This window comes from Pseudomonas sp. TE3899, assembly GCF_056279105.1.
This window is the reverse complement of record NZ_JBWBQR010000001.1, coordinates 1,649,495-1,667,796: the sequence shown is the minus strand read 5'-3', so window position 1 is coordinate 1,667,796 and position 18,302 is coordinate 1,649,495. Positions and strand designations below refer to the sequence as shown.

Annotated in this window: 21 protein-coding genes and 1 pseudogene; 10 read left to right on the top strand and 12 right to left on the bottom strand. The window is 58.9% G+C overall.

Annotation, left to right across the window (positions count from 1 at the left end; genetic code table 11):
- Positions 1 to 30: 30 nt before the first annotated feature.
- Positions 31 to 2,475, bottom strand: a complete 2,445-nt coding sequence (locus tag ACZ89E_RS07475) for an autotransporter (protein WP_149661715.1) — start codon at positions 2,473 to 2,475, stop codon at positions 31 to 33.
- A 179-nt stretch (positions 2,476 to 2,654) separates the two neighbouring features.
- On the opposite strand from ACZ89E_RS07475, the gene acuI reads away from it, so the two are divergent.
- Positions 2,655 to 3,638: an acrylyl-CoA reductase (NADPH) gene (acuI, locus tag ACZ89E_RS07470; protein ID WP_476255246.1), complete on the top strand. Its 984-nt coding sequence runs from the start codon at positions 2,655 to 2,657 to the stop codon at positions 3,636 to 3,638.
- A 62-nt stretch (positions 3,639 to 3,700) separates the two neighbouring features.
- Positions 3,701 to 4,160 (top strand): annotated as a pseudogene (locus ACZ89E_RS07465) (GyrI-like domain-containing protein).
- Here the strand turns inward: ACZ89E_RS07465 and ada are convergent.
- The 6 genes from ada to ACZ89E_RS07435 form a co-directional block, all read right to left on the bottom strand.
- On the bottom strand, positions 4,157 to 5,224 hold the full coding sequence (gene ada / locus ACZ89E_RS07460; RefSeq protein WP_149661718.1) for a bifunctional DNA-binding transcriptional regulator/O6-methylguanine-DNA methyltransferase Ada: 1,068 nt from the start codon (positions 5,222 to 5,224) through the stop codon (positions 4,157 to 4,159). The pseudogene ACZ89E_RS07465 and the gene ada sit on opposite strands and share 4 nt — an antisense overlap.
- 72 nt (positions 5,225 to 5,296) lie before the next feature.
- On the bottom strand, positions 5,297 to 5,983 hold the full coding sequence (gene alkB, locus ACZ89E_RS07455) for a DNA oxidative demethylase AlkB (RefSeq protein ID WP_476255245.1): 687 nt from the start codon (positions 5,981 to 5,983) through the stop codon (positions 5,297 to 5,299).
- On the bottom strand, positions 5,973 to 6,662 hold the full coding sequence (locus tag ACZ89E_RS07450) for a 2OG-Fe(II) oxygenase (protein ID WP_463257287.1): 690 nt from the start codon (positions 6,660 to 6,662) through the stop codon (positions 5,973 to 5,975). Before ACZ89E_RS07450 ends, alkB begins: the two co-directional genes overlap by 11 nt.
- Positions 6,659 to 7,159 (bottom strand): methylated-DNA--[protein]-cysteine S-methyltransferase, encoded by a 501-nt coding sequence (locus ACZ89E_RS07445; protein ID WP_476255244.1) that lies wholly within the window; start codon positions 7,157 to 7,159, stop codon positions 6,659 to 6,661. The genes ACZ89E_RS07450 and ACZ89E_RS07445 overlap by 4 nt, the downstream gene beginning before the upstream one ends.
- Before the next feature lie 129 nt (positions 7,160 to 7,288).
- On the bottom strand, positions 7,289 to 7,465 hold the full coding sequence (locus ACZ89E_RS07440) for a hypothetical protein (protein ID WP_169368737.1): 177 nt from the start codon (positions 7,463 to 7,465) through the stop codon (positions 7,289 to 7,291).
- 28 nt (positions 7,466 to 7,493) lie between these two features.
- On the bottom strand, positions 7,494 to 7,799 hold the full coding sequence (locus tag ACZ89E_RS07435; protein WP_054050556.1) for a DUF1883 domain-containing protein: 306 nt from the start codon (positions 7,797 to 7,799) through the stop codon (positions 7,494 to 7,496).
- 211 nt (positions 7,800 to 8,010) lie between these two features.
- On the opposite strand from ACZ89E_RS07435, the gene ACZ89E_RS07430 reads away from it, so the two are divergent.
- Both ACZ89E_RS07430 and ACZ89E_RS07425 read left to right on the top strand, forming a co-directional pair.
- Positions 8,011 to 8,367 (top strand): hypothetical protein, encoded by a 357-nt coding sequence (locus ACZ89E_RS07430; protein WP_149661722.1) that lies wholly within the window; start codon positions 8,011 to 8,013, stop codon positions 8,365 to 8,367.
- A 71-nt stretch (positions 8,368 to 8,438) separates the two neighbouring features.
- On the top strand, positions 8,439 to 8,669 hold the full coding sequence (locus tag ACZ89E_RS07425) for a hypothetical protein (RefSeq protein WP_027922990.1): 231 nt from the start codon (positions 8,439 to 8,441) through the stop codon (positions 8,667 to 8,669).
- Positions 8,670 to 8,680: 11 nt separating this feature from the next.
- Here ACZ89E_RS07425 and ACZ89E_RS07420 read toward each other — a convergent pair whose 3' ends face one another.
- Together ACZ89E_RS07420 and ACZ89E_RS07415 are read right to left on the bottom strand one after the other, a co-directional pair.
- Positions 8,681 to 8,962: a hypothetical protein gene (locus tag ACZ89E_RS07420; protein WP_149661723.1), complete on the bottom strand. Its 282-nt coding sequence runs from the start codon at positions 8,960 to 8,962 to the stop codon at positions 8,681 to 8,683.
- A gap of 137 nt (positions 8,963 to 9,099) precedes the next feature.
- A complete protein-coding gene (locus tag ACZ89E_RS07415; protein ID WP_054050563.1) occupies positions 9,100 to 9,288 on the bottom strand; it encodes a hypothetical protein in 189 nt (62 codons plus the stop codon).
- 259 nt (positions 9,289 to 9,547) lie between these two features.
- On the opposite strand from ACZ89E_RS07415, the gene galU reads away from it, so the two are divergent.
- Positions 9,548 to 10,387 (top strand): UTP--glucose-1-phosphate uridylyltransferase GalU, encoded by an 840-nt coding sequence (gene galU, locus ACZ89E_RS07410; protein WP_054050566.1) that lies wholly within the window; start codon positions 9,548 to 9,550, stop codon positions 10,385 to 10,387.
- 130 nt (positions 10,388 to 10,517) lie between these two features.
- Complete coding sequence (gene gorA, locus ACZ89E_RS07405; protein WP_476255243.1) at positions 10,518 to 11,876, top strand: glutathione-disulfide reductase; 1,359 nt, start codon at positions 10,518 to 10,520, stop codon at positions 11,874 to 11,876.
- Here gorA and ACZ89E_RS07400 read toward each other — a convergent pair.
- Entirely contained in the window at positions 11,873 to 12,883 is a 1,011-nt protein-coding gene (locus ACZ89E_RS07400) for a DNA-binding protein (protein ID WP_476255242.1), read from the bottom strand. The genes gorA and ACZ89E_RS07400 overlap by 4 nt on opposite strands.
- Before the next feature lie 177 nt (positions 12,884 to 13,060).
- On the opposite strand from ACZ89E_RS07400, the gene ACZ89E_RS07395 reads away from it, so the two are divergent.
- The 3 genes from ACZ89E_RS07395 (at position 13,061) to ahpF (ending at position 16,411) form a co-directional block, all read left to right on the top strand.
- Positions 13,061 to 14,005 (top strand): site-specific integrase, encoded by a 945-nt coding sequence (locus ACZ89E_RS07395; RefSeq protein WP_149661726.1) that lies wholly within the window; start codon positions 13,061 to 13,063, stop codon positions 14,003 to 14,005.
- 145 nt (positions 14,006 to 14,150) lie between these two features.
- A complete protein-coding gene (ahpC, locus tag ACZ89E_RS07390) occupies positions 14,151 to 14,714 on the top strand; it encodes an alkyl hydroperoxide reductase subunit C (protein ID WP_149661727.1) in 564 nt (187 codons plus the stop codon).
- Positions 14,715 to 14,845: 131 nt separating this feature from the next.
- Positions 14,846 to 16,411, top strand: coding sequence for an alkyl hydroperoxide reductase subunit F (gene ahpF, locus ACZ89E_RS07385; RefSeq protein WP_476255241.1), 1,566 nt, complete (start codon positions 14,846 to 14,848; stop codon positions 16,409 to 16,411).
- 110 nt (positions 16,412 to 16,521) lie between these two features.
- Here ahpF and gloA read toward each other — a convergent pair whose 3' ends face one another.
- On the bottom strand, positions 16,522 to 17,043 hold the full coding sequence (gene gloA / locus ACZ89E_RS07380) for a lactoylglutathione lyase (protein ID WP_463257293.1): 522 nt from the start codon (positions 17,041 to 17,043) through the stop codon (positions 16,522 to 16,524).
- Between the two features lie 144 nt (positions 17,044 to 17,187).
- Between gloA and ACZ89E_RS07375 the strand changes: the two genes are divergently transcribed.
- Positions 17,188 to 17,712, top strand: coding sequence for a DUF4946 domain-containing protein (locus tag ACZ89E_RS07375; protein WP_463257294.1), 525 nt, complete (start codon positions 17,188 to 17,190; stop codon positions 17,710 to 17,712).
- Between the two features lie 218 nt (positions 17,713 to 17,930).
- Here ACZ89E_RS07375 and ACZ89E_RS07370 read toward each other — a convergent pair whose 3' ends face one another.
- Positions 17,931 to 18,296, bottom strand: coding sequence for a histone-like nucleoid-structuring protein, MvaT/MvaU family (locus ACZ89E_RS07370; protein ID WP_123408041.1), 366 nt, complete (start codon positions 18,294 to 18,296; stop codon positions 17,931 to 17,933).
- Between the last annotated feature and the right edge of the window lie 6 nt (positions 18,297 to 18,302).

Sequence of the window (18,302 nt, the reverse complement as noted above, 5' to 3'; positions counted from 1 at the left end):
AGCCCCTTCAACGATGATTCAGCAGTCAACTCAACGGCGATGCAGTCCGCCGCCACCTCCGCCAAATGAGCGATTCATGACCCGGGACGAATCGTGAAAATTGTTGAAGCGTTCATTGCCGAACGAACGCGCCGCCGATTCACGATTGAGGTTCTGCAGTTGGGCGGTGTTCGCCGGGTTGACCCGTGTCCCGCCGCCCTTGACCATCGACTGCCAGCCATCGTCGGTCTTCTTGTAGACATTGCCGTCATGCCCGGCGTAAACGTTGTCACCCACACGAGCGGCGCCGCTGTTGCGTCCGCGTACGCCGCCGTACTGAGTGGTGTTACCGGTGTTGGGGTTGTAGACGGCGCCACGATTGGCGGTGACCTGAGTGCCGTTGCGCACGTTGCCTGCCGTCACTTTCCCGCCTGCAATCGCGCCGCCATTGGGGCCGACAATCTCGCCGCTGCGCCCGGCGGCGTAGTTGCCGGTGTAGACGTTATGCACCGCGCCACGCTGGCCGGCCGTAGCGATGCCGGTACGCGAGTTGTAGGAATTACCCACCTGGCCGGCCCAGCGATTGCCGGTCCAGGCGTTATAGCCGGCACCGTAACGACTGACCGAAGCGCGATCACCCCATTGCCGGTAGATGTTGCCGGTACTGCCAGCCCAACCGCCGGGCCCCCAGGCCACCGCGCCGCCGTGATAACCATAGGCCGCGCCGCCCCACGGCATCGGCGCCGGGTAAAGGTGAGGACCCCAGGCGTAACCCCAGCCGTAATTGCCCCACCAAGGGTAGGCGCCCCAGCCCCAGCCCATGGCCACGGTGCTGCCGCCCCAACTCCAGCCGAAACCGAAGCCGAAGGTCCAACCGGTCCACGGTGTGTAGCGAATGGCGACGCCAAACCCATAGGTGACCGGCGGCCCGTACCAGACATTGCCGACCCACGGCGTATACGGATAACCGGTGCCATACACCACCACACCGCTGGCCGGGTCCACCGTCGAGCCTTGATAGCCCGGCGTATAACCCACCACCACCGTATCGCCGTTGGCTTCATAGACTTTCACGTAGGTGATGTAGTGCATCGGCGAGCTGGGCGGTATCGAATAAATCACCGCCGGCACCGAAGTGGCAACCGTCCACGGTCCCCGGACCGACGTGGCGCTGAACCAGATACCGTTCTCCACCGCGTACCAACTCTTGGCATCAACCATGATGATCGGCGTCGGCGTGTTCACCACGTATTGCAGCGGCGTCCCGCTGATGGCCTTGAGCTGCGGCTGGCCGTCGAACTGCGGCGCAGTCATTTTCACCTGGCTTTTCTTGATCGCCGAAGTCTGTGGGATGGTTGCCGCAATCGCCGCTTCACGGGCTTGGGGTGTGCCGGCCACCGAGGCCTTGACGTTTTCTTTGGCACTGTCATCGGGAATGTTGGCAAAGTCTGCGGGCAATTTATCTGCCGGTACGAATGTCCAGGGGCCCTTCATGTCAGTCGCTTTGAACCAGCGCCCGGAGATCAGCACGTAGCTGTCCTGGTCGCCGATTTCCTTGAAGATATGCCCGGTGGTGTTGGTCACATACAGCAGCTGCGTGCCCTGGATCGGCTGCCACTGGGGCGCACCATCGGTCACGATCAGCTCGGTGGGCGTCGTGGCGATGTGGATCTGTGGAACCGGTGGCTTGGCCAGCGTCGGGATTTTATCCTTCGGGTCGTTCTGGCCGGTCAGCAAGTCGACTTGGCGGCTCTGGATCGCGGCCTTCCTGGCTTTTTCCAGATCGGCTGAAGGCGAGGGCAGCGGGGCGTACTGGCCGCCCAGTTGATCGGCGATCATCCAGCCATCGAACACATGCAGATAGTGTTTGCCCTGGGCATCCTTGAGCAGCAACGGCCGGGTGTTGATGACCCGTTGCAATGCCGTGCCATCCACCGGCCGATAAGCCGGCTCGCCGTCGATGTACACCAGCAGCGCCGGTACGTCGGAGGTGATGATGATCGGCGGGGTGTTTTCGATCGGGTCGCTGCTGGATTTCTGCTCGGCCGCGAGCACACCAACGGCGGCTTCGAGCTGGTCCAGGGAAATGGTTTTCTTGCGGCTCGCTGCGTCTTTTTTCAGCGCGGCGACCCAGGTATCGGCCTGAGCCGCACTGGAGGGGAAATCCGCTTTGGTCAGGGTGTATTGATCCAGAGCTACCCAGCGCGTGGCCTTGTCCACGAGGGTATGGGCGCTGAATTGCACGATGCCGTAAGTGGATTTTCCGTCCGCTCCAGTGGCCTCGACCGCGGCCCGGGCTTGCAGGGTGTAGCCGTCCCAACTGTCGAGTTGCGGCTGATAGATCGTCAGTTTGGTGTCACCGGCGGTCAGCACTTGGGGCCACGTCGGGGCCGTTGCGGTTTGAACGGCGGGGGCTGTCGGCTGCGCGGCCTGGACGTTGCTGAGCGCCATCAGGCACAGCATCAGCAAAACGGTAAATGAGCGAAGCTCGGGCATTGTCAGCTCCATCGACAGGGCGGTTTTTCAGGCATTTCAGGGCCGTGAAAAAAAGCATAGCCTCCGGTCGTGGAAACGCTCGCTGGAAATCGGGATTGGATGAAAGTCGGGTAGGGCAATGTGTTGCTTTGTGTTATTTCAATGACACCCCCCCTCAGCGAACCCAATGGGAGACAGCAATGTTCAAAGGTATTTTGATCGACAAAGACGACAGCGGTTACCGGGCCACACTGCAAGAGATCAATGACGAACAACTGCCCGAGGGCGACGTGACGGTGCGCGTGGCGTACAGCACGCTGAATTTCAAGGATGGCCTGGCGATCACCGGCAGCAGCCCGGTGGTGCGAAAATTCCCCATGGTGCCGGGGATCGATCTGGCAGGCACTGTCGAAGTCAGCGGGCATCCGGACTACAAGGTCGGTGACCTTGTCGTACTGAATGGCTGGGGCGTGGGGGAAGGGCATTGGGGCGGATTGGCGCAGAAAACGCGGCTCAATGGCGACTGGCTGATTCCACTGCCCAAGGCGTTCACGACAGCTCAGGCCATGGCCATCGGCACCGCCGGTTACACGGCGATGCTGTGCATCCTGGCGCTGGAGCACAACGGTGTCACCCCGGAACAAGGCGAAGTGTTGGTCACTGGCGCTAATGGCGGGGTTGGCAGTTTTGCCATCGCACTGTTAAGCAAGCTCGGCTATCGCGTGGTGGCGTCGACCGGACGCACCTCGGAACACGACTACCTTAAACAGTTGGGTGCCAGTGAAATCATCGACCGCGCGACTCTGTCCGAGCCGGGCAAACCATTGGCCAAGGAACGTTGGGCCGCGGTGATCGACTCGGTCGGCAGCCACACCCTGGCCAACGCCTGTGCCAGCACCAAGGCCAACGGTACGGTCGCTGCCTGTGGTTTGGCCCAAGGCATGGACTTCCCGGCCTCCGTCGCACCGTTCATTTTGCGCGGTGTGACCCTCGCCGGGATTAACAGCGTGACCCAGCCCAAAGCCAAGCGTGTGCTGGCCTGGAATCGCCTGGCCGAGGATCTGGACTTCGCCCTGTTGCCGCTGATCAGCCACGAAATCGGCTTGAGCGAAGCGATCGAGGCGGCTCCGCGTTTGCTTGCCGGGCAACTGCGGGGAAGGGTTGTCGTCGACGTCAATCGCTGACAAGGTAGGCGCCGTTGCGGCTCGTCAGGGCCGCAGATCTCAATCAAGGGAATGGCGCCGCAATGGAAGTCAAACAAGTCTACGTAGCCCCGTTCATTGTGTCCGGGCTGCAAGTGCGCACTCGCAACAGCGCGGAACAAACCGCTGAAACGGCGAAGATTGGTCCGATGTGGGGGCGTTTTTTACAGCGAAGGGTTGATGGAACGGATCGCGCCGCAGCCTGCCGGCTCGCCGGTCTATGGTGTGTATTCCGGGTATGAGTCCGATGCCTCGGGGGCGTTCGACGTCACCGCCGGGATGGGGGCACAAGAGTCTGCGCCAGGTTACGAAAGCATCTCTATCGAAGACGGCCGCTATCTGGTCTTTGAGGGCAGCGGACCCATGCCGGATGCCGTGATCAGTGCCTGGCAATTCATCTGGAATTATTTCGAGTCCAACCCGCAAATCGAGCGCCGGTTTGCGACTGACTTTGAAGCCTATACCGGCCCCGAGTCAGTCTCGGTGCACATCGGCATCGTCTAAGGCTGGGTTTCGCGCTCCAGCAACTGCCGCTTGCGCTCCACGCCCCAGCGATAACCCGACAGGTTGCCGTCGCTGCGCACCACCCGGTGACAGGGAATCGCGACGGCGAGGCTGTTTGCGCCGCAGGCCTGGGCCACGGCGCGCACCGCTTTCGGCGAACCGATGCGCAGGGCGATATCGGCGTAGCTGGCCGTGCAGCCTGCCGGAATCTCCCGCAGGGCTTGCCAGACGCGCTCTTGAAACGCCGTGCCGCGCACGTCCAGGGGCAAGTCCAGGCCGATGGCCGGCGCTTCGATAAAGCCGACGACCTGGGCGATCAACTGCTCGAAGCCATGATCGGCGCCAATCAGGTTGGCGCGCCGGAATTTATCCTGCAGATCACACACCAGTTGGTGCGGATCGTCCCCCAACAGAATTGCGCAAATACCCCGTTCACTCTGCGCCACCAGAATTGCGCCCAATGAGCACTGGCCAACGGCAAAGCGAATGTCGTTGTTCTGGCCTTCGGCGCGGTAATCGCCGGGTTTCATGCCCAACAACTGATCAGCCGCTTCATAAAACCGACTGTTGGAATTGAAGCCCGCGTCATACAGCGCGTCGGTCACCGAGCCGCCATCGCTCAAACGCTCGCGAACCCGACGTGAGCGGTGGGCGCTGGCGTAACCCTTGGGCGTCAGGCCGGTCACGGCTTTGAACACGCGGTGGAAATGGAAACTGCTCAAACCCGCGGCGTCGGCCAGTTCGTTCAACGCCGGCAGAGTCTCGGCGGATTCAATTTGACGGCAGGCGGCCGCTACGGTCGCGGCATGTTGGGCGGCGACGTCGCTTTGATCCTTCGCTGCCCGTTTGCTGGGGCGGTAACCGGCGGCCTGAGCTTGTTCCGCGGTGTCGAAGAATTCGACGTTCTGCGGTTTCGGCAGGCGCGCCAGGCTGCTGGGGCGGCAATAGATGCCAGTGGTTTTCACTGCATAGACGAACTGCCCGTCAGCCTTGGGGTCGCGGGCGACGACGGCGGCCCAGCGAGGGTCGTTCTCGGTGGCGGTCTTGGTCGAAGAGAGGGTCATGGCTTCAGGTCCGTTGACGGGTTTCATGCAGATTAAGCAACTGGCCGGGCTGTGGCACTCCGGGTCTTGCGGTCAAACTAAGCCAGCCTTACGAAACGTAAAATTGATCCGCTGTTCGCCCAGTCGTGGATGCTGCCCCTCCTTGATCGGCAATACGCCGTGATAACGCAAGCGATCAACACCGCCCCAGACCACGATGTCACCATGAAACAACGGCACTCGCTGGCTCTTGTCGCTGCGTTCGAAACCACCAAACAGAAACATTGCCGGCAACCCCAAGGACACCGAAACGATAGGTGCCGCGTAGGAACCTTCGTCTTTATCCTGATGCAAAGACATCTTGGCCCCTGGGACATAGCGGTTGATCAGGCAGGAATCCGGCACGAAGTCGGCAAATCCTGCTTCCCGCGCCGCCGTTTGCGCCAGCTCGAAAAACACCTCGGGCATCGCCGGCCAGGGTTGCCCGGTTTGCGGATCGTTGCGGGTGTAGCGGTAACCGCTGCGGTCGGTGGTCCAGCCCAGCGTGCCGCAACTGCTCAGCGCCACCGACATGGTGAAACCGCCGGGTGTGACCATTTGCCGAAACGGTGCGGTCAGGAGAACAGCCTCTAATGCCGGCAACAACCGGTCGAGCAGGGGCAGGGCAAAGCCCCGGAGGACGTAGGACTGTTCGCCGAGCTGCTCGCGCCGGGGCGGTTGCTCGGGTTCGACGTCGGCGAACAGATCGAGGGTGGTCGGGGTCATGGTTTCATAACGCATCGTGAAAGATGATTCCAAGGGTATGCCGTTTTCCGCTGTGCAGGCGACTGACGCCGTGGCGCAGGGTCACGCGGTAATAGCCGCGAACGCCTTTGACCGGGCGCTGGTTGACGGCAAAAATCAGCCCATCGCCTTTCTTCAGTCCGATCACCTGGGGCCGCGACTGCATTCGCGGACGCTGTTCGGTGAGCACGAACTCGCCGCCAGTGAAGTCTTCGTTCGGTTCTGATAGCAAAATCGCCACTTGCAGTGGGAAAACGTGTTCGCCGTACAAATCCTGATGCAGGCAGTTGTAATCCTGCGGGCCGTATTGCAGCAACAACGGTGTCGGTCGCTCCTGACCGGCGGCATGGCAACGTTCAAGGAAGGCGTCGTGAGTGTCGGGGAAACGGATCGGCAGGTCCATGTGCTCATACCAGCGATTGGCGATGGGCACCAATCGCGGATAGAGCCTGGTTCGCAACCGGCCCACCACCTCTGGCAACGGGTACTTGAAGTACTTGTACTCGCCGCGCCCGAAACCATGACGGGCCATCATGACTTGTGAGCGGAAGGGCTCGGGCTGGGCGTACAACGCGCTGACTTGGTCGCACGTCTCGTGGCTCAACAACGACCGGATAATGGCGCAACCGTCCTGATCGAGCTGTTGTTCCAACAACGCCCAGTCCAACGAGCTCATGGTTGCGCCTCGCGATCGAGCAACTGCCGTTTGCGTTCCAGCCCCCAGCGATAACCACCCAGACCGCCATCCTGACGCAGCACCCGATGGCACGGCACGATCACCGCCACCGGGTTGGCGCCACACGCATTGGCCACCGCACGAAATGCATGGGGCTGATCGTGACGTCGCGCGATATCGCGATAGCTGGCGGTTTGGCCGACCGGGATTTGCCGCAGGGCTTCCCAGACCTGCCGTTGAAAGGTACTACCGGCCAGATCAAGCGGCAGATCAAAGGCCATGCGCGGATTATCGAGGTGACGCAGGGTTTGCTCCAGCCAAGGGGCCAAGCCCTCATCGCGCCGCAACGTGCCGCAAAAGCGCCGCGCCAGATCCTGCTCCAGGCTGGCCAGGTCATCACCCAGCAGCAACGCACACAGGCCCTTGTCGCTGAACGCCAGCAACAACTCGCCCAGCGCACACGTGCCATTGATATAGCGAATCGAGGAAGTAGACATGTTCTGACTCCTGAACCTAAGGTTGAGGTGGCCAGACTAGGGCGCGTTGATCGAGCGAACACTCCGGCGCTTGCGGTCAAACTTTTACAGGCGGGGGAGCTGACGTCCCTGTTGTCGCTCCCGATCGCGTTACAGCGCTTTGCTGACGGCGATGTCGCTGATCACGTCGTCGCTCTGGCCATGAATGGCGTCCAGGGCGGCCTTGGCTTCGGCTTCGGTGCCGTTTTCAAGCTGGGCGAACTCGAAACGACGTTCGCCGTTGAGTTTGTATTTGATGACGTACTTGGTCGTTTGGGCCACGGTCATGATTGCCTCTTTACGTGTAGGGCGTTGCTCAGCTCAGTTTTGTGCTGGAGCGGCGGACGATCTTGATCGAATGGGTCAGGGTCGGCTTGCGCGTAACGCTGATAGCCTTGCGGCTGTTGACCATGTCGATGGTGATGTTCCAGAAACCGGTGCTCGGTGCGGTGATGCGCGCCGGGAAGGTGTCGAATGCGCCGCCGTGGTAAGTGTGACGGCCGCCATTCTTGAAGCTGCGGAAGTTGGCGTCGTTCATCAAGCGGATGTTGCACATTTGGGAGCACTGGATGACGACAATGTCGTCCTCATTGAGGTGCTCGCGCTGGTGGATAAATTTCATGAGGCGCCTCCAGAAGGGCTTTTTCTACAAAATCAAAACGATAGCAGGGCAATTGGCAGAGTTTATCAGCCCGAACGGGTTATTATCTGGCTGTCAGCGTCGTGTTTGACAATTAAAAACAGTTATTCGGAATTCTATGAGCGATAAATGCAACGAGCCTCGGAGAAAAACAGTATTTACGCTGTCGGAGGGTCTTTATCGGAGGTTTTGTATGAAATGGGGTGTCCTGGTCCTGCCGCTAGCGCTGGCGGTGAGTGGTTGTGCCAATGTCGCAGAAATCAACGAGACACTGCCGACCATGAACGTGATCTCAGGTAAAAAACCTCATGAGTACGCGCAATGCCTGGTCGAGAAACTGGCCTCCAGCCGCGGTGCCTTGCAGCTTGAACCGCATAAGGAAGGCGTGCGGGTGATTGTTCCAGGGAAACTGTCCTCGGGGCCGGCTGCCGTATTTGATATCGAAGATCGCTCCGGCGGCAGCAGTATCAAATTGCATGAGCGCATGTCCAACGTGCCGGTACGTCCAAAGGATGTGCAGCGTGCCGCCACGGTGTGCATATCCGGCTGATAGACTGTCGACCGTCCGCCTGATGCCGCCAAAGCGATGCTTTGGCGGCATCGTCATTTCTGGAGCCGCGCATGAAGCGAGAGCAAGTTCGGGAGCGCCATGCAGAGGGCCATATCTCTGCCACCCACGTGATTCAGAACCCGGCGAATCCGGGGGAGTGGATCGTATTTTTCAAGAAAAGCGCCGGGCGCAGTTATTTCCTGGTGGATGACAACGATGAAGTCGAATCCTTCAGTCGCCTGGACGATTTGATCGAGACCGTGCGCGGTCTCGGGATCAAGTTTGCCGAAATCCACATGTAGGGCAGGGCACCTTACTTGCAGACCACCACCACGCTGCGGTTCTTGAAGTTGCCTACGTCGACGCCCAGGGTCTTGTCGCTTTCCTTGGTCGACGGTGTGCCGTCGGTGCCAACGATCCGGTAGCCGGTGCCGGCACACGAGTCATCAGCCTTTTCGTAGCAGGTGGCCCAGGAGTTGGCTTCCCCGGAGCAGTCGATGGTCAAGCCTTGCTCGCCGTTATTCAGATAGATTTTTTCAGAGGTGGCGCAGCCAGTGAGCGCCAGTACCGCAATCAGTGCCAGAAGTTTGTTCATGTCGTTGTCGTCGTCAGATGATGGGGCTAAGCCTGTGACAGCAGCGGTGTCAAAAGGTTATAGCGATTGGCCACTTTGTTGCGGGCAAACATAAAAAAGCCCTGCGCAATGGCAGGGCTGGTCGAATCAGCTGCGTGTCAGGACTTGTCCTTGCCGCGCCGTTTCGGGCCTGCGGGTTGATCTTGCAACACCGATGCCACCTCGATCGCCAACGCTTCGGTCGGGAAAGGTCCGGCGATATTCTCGCCCGCGACGCTGTCTACCCACCATTGGCCGTCTTTCGCCTGATTGATCAGGTACCCGTTGACGCTTTTTGCTACCGACATCTATCTGCCTCGTTGGCTTGGTTCAATCGCGCCATGATACCGCCAAATGCACTCAACGGGTGCTGATGGGCGTATGGTGGTGCGATTGCCGGTCGGCGCAAAGCCGGTGGTCTGTGCTATCAATAAAAGCTTATGGGAACTATCCGCCAGAATATTTCTCTATGATGGCATCGGTTAGCCAGTGCGGGGCATTGTAAGGTGCACGCCGCCTGATTAGACTGCGCCGAAACTCGTACACACAGCCCTTTCAAGGACTTATATGATCAAGAAATGCTTGTTCCCAGCAGCCGGTTACGGTACTCGCTTCCTGCCAGCGACTAAAGCCATGCCCAAAGAAATGCTGCCGGTGGTAAACAAGCCACTGATCCAGTACGGCGTCGAAGAAGCACTGGACGCTGGGTTGACCGAAATCTCCATCGTGACCGGTCGCGGCAAACGCGCTCTGGAAGACCACTTCGACATCAGCTACGAGCTGGAAAACCAGATCAAGGGCACCGACAAGGAAAAATACCTCGTCGGCATCCGTAAACTGCTCGACGAGTGCTCGTTCTCCTACACTCGCCAGACCGAAATGAAAGGCCTGGGCCATGCAATCCTGACTGGCCGTCCGCTGATCGGCGACGAACCTTTCGCCGTGGTGCTGGCGGATGACTTGTGCGTCAACCTCGACGGCGACGGCGTGCTGACCCAGATGGTCAAGCTGTACAAACAGTACCGCTGCTCGATCATCGCGATCCAGGAAGTCGATCCGCTGGAAACCAACAAGTACGGCGTGATCGCCGGTGACTTGATCGGTGACGACCTGTACCGCGTGCGCAACATGGTTGAGAAACCAGCGCCGGAAGATGCACCGTCGAACCTGGCGATCATCGGCCGTTACATCCTGACGCCGGACATCTTCGACCTGATCAAGCAAACCGAGCCAGGCAAGGGCGGCGAGATCCAGATCACCGACGCCTTGATGAAGCAGGCGCAAAACGGTTGCGTGATTGCCTACAAGTTCAAAGGCAAGCGTTTCGACTGCGGTGGCGCTGAAGGCTACATCGAAGCGACCAACTTCTGCTTCGAGAACTTCTACAAGACTGGCAAGGCTTACTAATAGCGCTTGACCCACTTGTACTGAGAAAACCACCTTCGGGTGGTTTTTTCGTTTTCCAGCCCCATATTGTTCGCAGCGCTTGCCCAATGGGCGTCTGCGGGTATGCTGATGGCCTGCCGAGGAGATAGAAATGGCCTACGATTTTGACCTTTATGTGATTGGCGCCGGTTCCGGCGGTGTGCGGGCTGCGCGATTCGCGGCCGGTTTTGGCGCGAAAGTGGCCGTGGCCGAAAGCCGCTACCTGGGCGGTACGTGCGTGAACGTCGGTTGCGTGCCGAAAAAACTGCTGGTCTACGGGGCCCACTTCGCCGAAGACTTCGAACAGTCTTCCGGTTTCGGCTGGACTCTGGGTGAGGCGAAGTTCGATTGGGCGACGCTGATCGCCAACAAGGACCGCGAGATCAATCGCCTGAACGGCATTTATCGCAACCTGCTGGTCAACAGCGGCGTGACCCTGCATGAAGGCCACGCCAAGATCGTCGACCCGCACACGGTCGAGATCAATGGCCAACGCCACAGCGCCAAAAATATTCTGATTGCTACCGGCGGCTGGCCGCAGATCCCGGAAATTCCGGGGCACGAACACGCGATCAGCTCCAACCAGGCGTTCTTCCTCAAAGAATTGCCGAAACGCGTTCTGGTGGTTGGTGGCGGTTACATCGCGGTGGAATTCGCCGGGATCTTCCACGGCCTGGGCGCCGAGACCACGTTGCTGTATCGCGGCGATCTGTTCCTGCGCGGCTTCGATGGCGCGGTGCGCAAACACTTGCAGGAAGAGCTGACCAAGCGCGGCATGGATCTGCAATTCAACGCGGACATCGAGCGTATCGAGAAACTGGCCGATGGCAGTCTGAAAGCCACCCTCAAGGATGGCCGCGAGCTGGAAGCCGATTGCGTGTTCTACGCCACCGGACGGCGTCCTATGCTGGACAACCTGGGGTTGGAAAACACCAGCGTCAAACTCGACAAGAAAGGTTTCGTCGAGGTGGATGAGCAGTACCAGACTGCCGAGCCGTCGATTCTGGCGCTGGGTGATGTAATCGGTCGGGTCCAGCTCACGCCGGTTGCATTGGCTGAAGGCATGGCTGTTGCCCGGCGCCTGTTCAAGCCCGAGCAATACCGTCCGGTGGATTACAAGATGATCCCGACCGCCGTGTTCAGCCTGCCAAATATCGGCACCGTCGGCCTGAGCGAAGAAGAGGCCCGGGAAGCCGGGCACGAAGTGGTGATCTACGAAAGCCGTTTCCGGCCGATGAAGCTGACCCTGACTGAATGCCAGGAACGCACGCTGATGAAGCTGGTGGTGGATGCCAAGACCGACAAGGTCCTGGGTTGCCACATGGTCGGCCCGGACGCCGGGGAAATCGTCCAAGGCTTGGCGATTGCCTTGAAGGCTGGCGCCACCAAGCGCGATTTCGACGACACCATCGGCGTGCACCCGACGGCCGCTGAAGAGTTCGTCACCATGCGCACACCTGTCGCGGGTTAATCGTCCTGCGCGGCGTCTGGCGCGGTTGCAACGACCGCCGCCAGGCGCACGCTTTCATCCAGGCTGGCCTGGGTCTTCGCCAATTCGATTTCCAGCGACTGATTGATCTGCGACTGTTCGTCAACGTTCTGTTTGAGCGCCTGGCTTTCCAGTAACGCAATACGCAGGCGTTCCTGGAGGAGGGTGCGTTCGCTGTCGACGCGATTGGCTTGCTCCAGCAACTGATCCTGGCGAGTGTTGGCCTGCTTGAGCTGCTCCTGTAACAGGCTCAATTCCCGCAGCGTCCCACGGTTTTCAGTCAGCAGACGTTCATTGTCGCGGTGCAATTGGGTGATTTCATCCTGGCGGACGAGGGCGCTTTGCTGGGCTTGGCGCAATTCCATCTGAATCTGTTGTACCTGGCCTTCGTGGCGGCGCTGATCCTGATCGCGCTGTTCCTTGACCGAGTTGCGGTAGTGCTCAAGGGCATCCCGGGCGTGCAGGTGCTTTTCTTCAAGGGAGCGGATCTGCTCATCCTTGTCTTTCAAGCGCAATTCGAAATCTGACAGTGCCTGGTTCAGCCCGGCGTTGCGGGTTTGCTCGGTCTGCAGCATCGAGCGGGTTTCCAGCAGTGTGTCGGACTCCTGTGTCAGTGCCAGGCTTTGAATCTCGTATTGCTGATGCAGTTCGGTGTTGGCCTCATGGGCTTCTTCGAGCTGAGATTCCAGTTCCTTGCGCTGGCGATCGAACTGCTCACGCGCCTGATCAATGGGCTCTTGCGCCTGCTCCTTGAGGCGTTGTGCCAGGCGCGCCACCAAGCCTGCCAGCTCATCATCAATCGGTTCGGCCGTTTCTTCGACGCGTGCCGGGCCGCCATCCAGCTCCTTCAAATAGCGATGAATCGTGGTTTTCGAGCCGGTATTGCCCATCTCGATCCGTACCGCATCGATGCTGGGGTTTTCGCCACGGGCGAGGATCGCCAACCGTGCCGCTTGTACGACCGCTTTATTTACGCCGCCACGAGCCATGAGTTCTCCTACGATTTCGTACTGTGGTACATATTATCAATTAGACAGTGTACCACTGCCAAATAAAAGTTAAATAATTTACGTTTTTAACACGGGATATACTGGTATTACCCCGTGTGATACGTCATAAACGCGGTTTACACCCGCCAAAGCGGTACGTTTTCGAGAGCTGAGCCCATGACCGATCTGGATCGCTACCTGCAAGCCGCCACCCGCGACAACACCCGTCGCAGCTACCGGGCGGCCATCGAGCACTTCGAAGTCAGTTGGGGAGGGTTTTTGCCGGCGACCAGCGACAGCGTTGCGCGCTATCTGGTCGCGCATGCGGGCGTGCTGTCGATCAACACCTTGAAGCTGCGCCTGTCGGCATTGGCGCAATGGCACAACAGCCAGGGCTTTGCCGATCCGACCAAAGCGCCGGTGGTGCGCCAGGTGTTCAAGGGGATTCGCGCGTTGCACCCGGCGCAGGAGAAGCAGGCTGAGCCGTTGCAACTTCAGCATTTGGAGCAAGTGGTGGCCTGGCTTGAGCAGGAAGCGCAAACCGCCCGGGCTGCGGGTGATCAGCCGGGATTATTGAGGGCGCGACGTGACACGGCGCTGATCCTGCTGGGATTCTGGCGCGGCTTTCGTAGCGATGAGTTGTGCCGCTTGCAGATCGAGCACGTGAAGGCCATCGCTCAATCGGGGATAACGCTCTATTTGCCCCGTAGCAAAAGTGACCGCGAAAACCTCGGCAAGACCTATCAGACGCCCGCATTGCAGCGCTTATGCCCGGTGCAGGCCTACATCGCCTGGATTACCGAAGCGGCATTGGTTCGCGGGCCGGTGTTCCGCGGCATCGACCGTTGGGGGCATCTGAGCGAGGAGGGCTTGCACGCCAACAGCGTAATTCCCTTGCTGCGCCAGGCGCTGGAGCGTGCCGGTATCCCGGCCGAGCAGTACACCAGTCACTCCTTGCGTCGCGGTTTTGCAACATGGGCCCATCAGAGTGGTTGGGACTTGAAGTCGTTGATGAGTTACGTGGGCTGGAAGGATATGAAATCCGCCATGCGCTATGTTGAAGCGAGCCCGTTTCTCGGGATGACGCCCCTCGAGGAAAAGGCCATTGGCGCTGCTCAGTAGGTTTTCTTCTATTAATACGTTGCGCTAATAGCGAAAACCAATGAGCAGCATGAGCTTTGCCAATGAGCCATCCGTCCATCGAGTGGGTAGGATTCACCCCATCAACTTCTTAACCAAACTTTTCAACCCTGACGGAGAGTCACCGATGCCTATCATCAACAGCCAAGTAAAACCGTTCAAAGCTACCGCTTACAAAAATGGCGACTTCGTACAAGTGTCTGACGCTGACCTGAAAGGCAAATGGTCGGTCGTGTTCTTCTACCCAGCCGACTTCACCTTCGTTTGCCCAACCGAACTGGAAGACCTGGCTGACAACTACAGCGCATTCCAGAAACTGGGCGTCGAGATCTACAGCGTTTCCACCGATACCCACTTTGCACACGCTGCCTGGCACAACACTTCGCCAGCCATCGGCAAAATCGAATACACCATGATCGGCGACCCGACCCACGCCATCTCCCGCAACTTCGACGTGCTGATCGAAGAAGTTGGCCTGGCTGACCGTGGCACCTTCGTGATCAACCCTGAAGGCCAGATCAAAATTGTTGAGCTGAACGACGGCGGTGTTGGCCGTGACGCTTCCGAGCTGCTGCGCAAAATCAAGGCTGCTCAGTACGTCGCTGCTCACCCGGGCGAAGTATGCCCAGCCAAGTGGAAAGAAGGCGAAGCCACCCTGGCTCCGTCCTTGGACCTAGTCGGCAAGATCTAAGTCTGTGACACCAGCAATATCAGGGCGGGTTTCCGCACCTCAGTAAGCTGCAACCGCCCAATAAAAACGCCCGGGCGAGATTCGCTCGGGCGTTTTTTTTCGCCTCAAATAAAGTAAAGGAAATCGCCCGTATGTTGGACGCCAATCTTAAAGCCCAGTTGAAATCGTACCTGGAACGGGTCACCCAACCGATCGAGATCGTTGCCTCCCTCGACGACGGTGCGAAATCCCAGGAAATGCTTGAACTGCTGAAAGACGTTACCAGTCTTTCCAACCAAATTACCTTGCTCGACAACGGTGATGATGCACGCAAGCCATCGTTCTCGATCAACCGCCCGGGTGCCGACATCAGCCTGCGTTTCGCCGGCATTCCCATGGGCCACGAATTCACTTCGTTGGTGCTGGCCTTGCTGCAAGTCGGCGGCCACCCTTCGAAAGCCAGCGTTGAAGTGATCGAGCAGATCCGCTCGCTCAAAGGCCAGTTCAGCTTCGAGACGTACTTCTCGCTGTCCTGCCAGAACTGCCCGGACGTGGTTCAGGCGCTGAACCTGATGGCGGTCCTGAACCCTAACATTCGCCACGTCGCCATTGACGGCGCGTTGTTCCAGGCTGAAGTCGATGACCGCAAGATCATGGCCGTGCCGAGCATCTACCTGAACGGCGAACTCTTCGGCCAAGGCCGCATGGGCCTGGAAGAAATCCTCGCCAAGATCGACACCAGCGGTGCCGAACGCCAGGCCGAGAAGATCAGCGCCAAAGAAGCCTTTGATGTGTTGATCGTCGGCGGTGGCCCGGCCGGTGCTTCGGCGGCGATCTACGCGGCTCGTAAAGGCATCCGCACCGGTGTGGCCGCTGAGCGTTTTGGTGGGCAGGTGCTGGACACCATGGCCATCGAAAACTTCATTTCCGTGCAGGAAACCGAAGGGCCGAAACTGGCCAGCGCCTTGGAAGAACACGTCAAGCAGTACGACGTTGACATCATGAACCTGCAACGCGCCACCGCGCTGATCCCTGCGAAGAATGTCGGCGAGTTGCACGAAGTTCGCTTTGAAAGCGGTGCCAGCCTGAAAACCAAGGCACTGATCCTTGCTACCGGCGCCCGCTGGCGCGAAATGGGTGTGCCGGGCGAGCAGGAATATAAAGCCAAGGGCGTGTGCTTCTGCCCGCACTGCGACGGCCCGCTGTTCAAGGGCAAGCGCGTGGCGGTGATCGGCGGCGGTAACTCCGGCGTTGAAGCGGCCATCGACCTGGCCGGTATCGTCAGCCACGTTACGTTGCTGGAATTCGACAGCAAGTTGCGCGCCGATGCCGTATTGCAGCGCAAGTTGTACAGCCTGTCGAATGTCACTGTCATCACCAGCGCGTTGACCAGCGAAGTGAAAGGCGATGAGCAGAAGGTGACCGGTCTGGTCTACAAGGATCGTGATTCGGGTGAGTTCAACACGGTCGAGCTGGAAGGGATCTTCGTGCAAATCGGTCTGTTGCCTAACACCGATTGGCTCAAAGGCACCGTCGAGCTGACGCCTCGTGGCGAGATCATTGTCGATGCGCGCGGTGAAACTTCATTGCCGGGTGTGTTCGCCGCTGGCGACGTCACCACCGTGCCGTACAAGCAGATCGTGATTGCGGTGGGCGAGGGTGCCAAGGCATCCCTGAGCGCATTCGACCACCTGATCCGGACCTCGGCTCCGGCTTAAACGCCAACGCCAACGCTGAAAACACAAAACCCCATGAGCGATCATGGGGTTTTTGTGCTTGATGCTGATCGTTACTGCGCAGCGTGGGAACGATCGGCGGTGGTGTATTTTTACATCGGTGCCGGCTGAATGATCTCGACCCAGTAAGCATCCGGGTCCTTGATAAACGCCAGGCTCTTCATGCGGCCATCGTTCAAACGCTTCTGGAAATCACAGCCCAGCGCTTCGAATCGCTCGCACGCGGCGCGGATGTCCGGCACGGAAATACAGATATGACCAAAGCCCCGCGGGTCGGTGTTGCCGTTGTGGTAGGCAAACGCCGGATCGTTTTCGGTGCCGTGGTTGTGGGTCAGTTCCAGAATACCGGGGATCGACTTCATCCACTCGGTACGCGCCGCGGCATCGGCCGGGATCTGGTTTTTGTCGACCAGCGCCAGGAAGTACAGGCTGAATTCGGCTTCCGGGAAATCGCGCTTTTCAACCAGCGAGAAACCGAGGATGCGCGTGTAGAAATCCAGGGACTTGGTGATGTCCTTGACTCGCAGCATGGTGTGGTTGAAGACGAACTTCTGGGTGCTGCTGTCAGGCTGGGCAGTGACGCCGGGAAAGTTGTTCAATTCGTGCAGGCTCATGGGCCCTCCGGAAAATATGTGGGGCTGGCGATGGTCGCAATGATACGCAAGCGACCCGGCATCGCCAAACCAAAACGCCCGGCTATTGCCTGGCGGCCGGGTGAGGCTCAGACTTTGTGGTTCAATCTATGAGTGCCTCTCGTAATGATCCGACCGTTTGCATCGCTATTCGTTTTCATGGGTTTGTTGGCGCTGGCCACGGCGGCGCAGGCCGATACCCCGAGCATTACCTGGCCCAGTGGCTGGGAGGTGGAAGTCATTGCTGCAAATGAGGCCGCGCCGCAGGTGTCCCGCCAGCGCGCAGTGAAAAACGACGCCGATGGCAACCAGGTGCTGGTGATGGAGCTGACGATGACGCCAGTGGAAAGCGACCATCAGGTGAACTTGCAGGGTGTGTTGCTGGAAATGCGCAAGTCGGTGCAAAAAGACTTTTTTCAGGGGGGATATCAAAGTGTCTGCAACCGGATTCACCCGACGACATTAAGCCGGCTGTCAGCCCTTGAAACCACTTGTACGGTCACTCAGAACGGTCGACACGTGCTGTCTCAAACATTGGTCGCGGCTGTGGAGGCGGACAGGGCCTATGTTCTTTCCTACGCGGGACAGGCCGAGGTTTATAAGGCAAGTCAGGACGAAATAGCGGCTGCCCGCAACAGCTTGAAACTTTAGATGAAGAATTGAGCGGCGATGGGTTTCGGCAACCTCGGGTTTTACTTACCCAAAGGGATTAAACACAAAGTTGCCCGCCAAGTACCGAGCGTCGGTTCAGGTGGCAGCCTCCTTTACAAGGAGTTTCCAACTTGATCGGCGGTCAATCGTTGTATTTGTTAGATATTGTCCATAAAAAAACCCTGCATTAGCAGGGCTTTTTTTGTTGCCGCGAAGGGTTAGCCGCGCAACCAGGAATCGACGGTAGCAGCGCCGTACTGTTCTTTCCAGGCTTTCAGGCCGCGGTGGTTACCGCCCTTGGTTTCAATCAGTTCACCGGTGTGCGGGTTGTGATAGACCTTGACGACGCGGGCGCGACGGGTTTTAGGCGCTGCGGCCTGTTGCAGGCCCGATTTAGCAGGGTTCGGATCGAGAATGGCGATGATGTCGCGCAGGCTTTTGCCGTAAGTTTTCATCAGCCCCTGGAGCTTTTCTTCGAATTCGATTTCTTTCTTGAGCCCGGCATCGTTCTTCAAGGATTCGAGCTGCTTGAGCTGTTCTTGAAGGGCCTTTTCAGCTGCACGAAATTCAGCGAGTCTGGACAATATCTT

What these genes read in the sequence shown, in the direction of transcription:
- ACZ89E_RS07475 (WP_149661715.1), bottom strand. Translation starts at nt 2,475, where the DNA reads ATGCCCGAGCTTCGCTCATTTACCGTTTTGCTGATGCTGTGCCTGATG.
- acuI (WP_476255246.1), top strand. Translation starts at nt 2,655, where the DNA reads ATGTTCAAAGGTATTTTGATCGACAAAGACGACAGCGGTTACCGGGCC.
- ada (WP_149661718.1), bottom strand. Translation starts at nt 5,224, where the DNA reads ATGACCCTCTCTTCGACCAAGACCGCCACCGAGAACGACCCTCGCTGG.
- alkB (WP_476255245.1), bottom strand. Translation starts at nt 5,983, where the DNA reads ATGCGTTATGAAACCATGACCCCGACCACCCTCGATCTGTTCGCCGAC.
- ACZ89E_RS07450 (WP_463257287.1), bottom strand. Translation starts at nt 6,662, where the DNA reads ATGAGCTCGTTGGACTGGGCGTTGTTGGAACAACAGCTCGATCAGGAC.
- ACZ89E_RS07445 (WP_476255244.1), bottom strand. Translation starts at nt 7,159, where the DNA reads ATGTCTACTTCCTCGATTCGCTATATCAATGGCACGTGTGCGCTGGGC.
- ACZ89E_RS07440 (WP_169368737.1), bottom strand. Translation starts at nt 7,465, where the DNA reads ATGACCGTGGCCCAAACGACCAAGTACGTCATCAAATACAAACTCAAC.
- ACZ89E_RS07435 (WP_054050556.1), bottom strand. Translation starts at nt 7,799, where the DNA reads ATGAAATTTATCCACCAGCGCGAGCACCTCAATGAGGACGACATTGTC.
- ACZ89E_RS07430 (WP_149661722.1), top strand. Translation starts at nt 8,011, where the DNA reads ATGAAATGGGGTGTCCTGGTCCTGCCGCTAGCGCTGGCGGTGAGTGGT.
- ACZ89E_RS07425 (WP_027922990.1), top strand. Translation starts at nt 8,439, where the DNA reads ATGAAGCGAGAGCAAGTTCGGGAGCGCCATGCAGAGGGCCATATCTCT.
- ACZ89E_RS07420 (WP_149661723.1), bottom strand. Translation starts at nt 8,962, where the DNA reads ATGAACAAACTTCTGGCACTGATTGCGGTACTGGCGCTCACTGGCTGC.
- ACZ89E_RS07415 (WP_054050563.1), bottom strand. Translation starts at nt 9,288, where the DNA reads ATGTCGGTAGCAAAAAGCGTCAACGGGTACCTGATCAATCAGGCGAAA.
- galU (WP_054050566.1), top strand. Translation starts at nt 9,548, where the DNA reads ATGATCAAGAAATGCTTGTTCCCAGCAGCCGGTTACGGTACTCGCTTC.
- gorA (WP_476255243.1), top strand. Translation starts at nt 10,518, where the DNA reads ATGGCCTACGATTTTGACCTTTATGTGATTGGCGCCGGTTCCGGCGGT.
- ACZ89E_RS07400 (WP_476255242.1), bottom strand. Translation starts at nt 12,883, where the DNA reads ATGGCTCGTGGCGGCGTAAATAAAGCGGTCGTACAAGCGGCACGGTTG.
- ACZ89E_RS07395 (WP_149661726.1), top strand. Translation starts at nt 13,061, where the DNA reads ATGACCGATCTGGATCGCTACCTGCAAGCCGCCACCCGCGACAACACC.
- ahpC (WP_149661727.1), top strand. Translation starts at nt 14,151, where the DNA reads ATGCCTATCATCAACAGCCAAGTAAAACCGTTCAAAGCTACCGCTTAC.
- ahpF (WP_476255241.1), top strand. Translation starts at nt 14,846, where the DNA reads ATGTTGGACGCCAATCTTAAAGCCCAGTTGAAATCGTACCTGGAACGG.
- gloA (WP_463257293.1), bottom strand. Translation starts at nt 17,043, where the DNA reads ATGAGCCTGCACGAATTGAACAACTTTCCCGGCGTCACTGCCCAGCCT.
- ACZ89E_RS07375 (WP_463257294.1), top strand. Translation starts at nt 17,188, where the DNA reads ATGATCCGACCGTTTGCATCGCTATTCGTTTTCATGGGTTTGTTGGCG.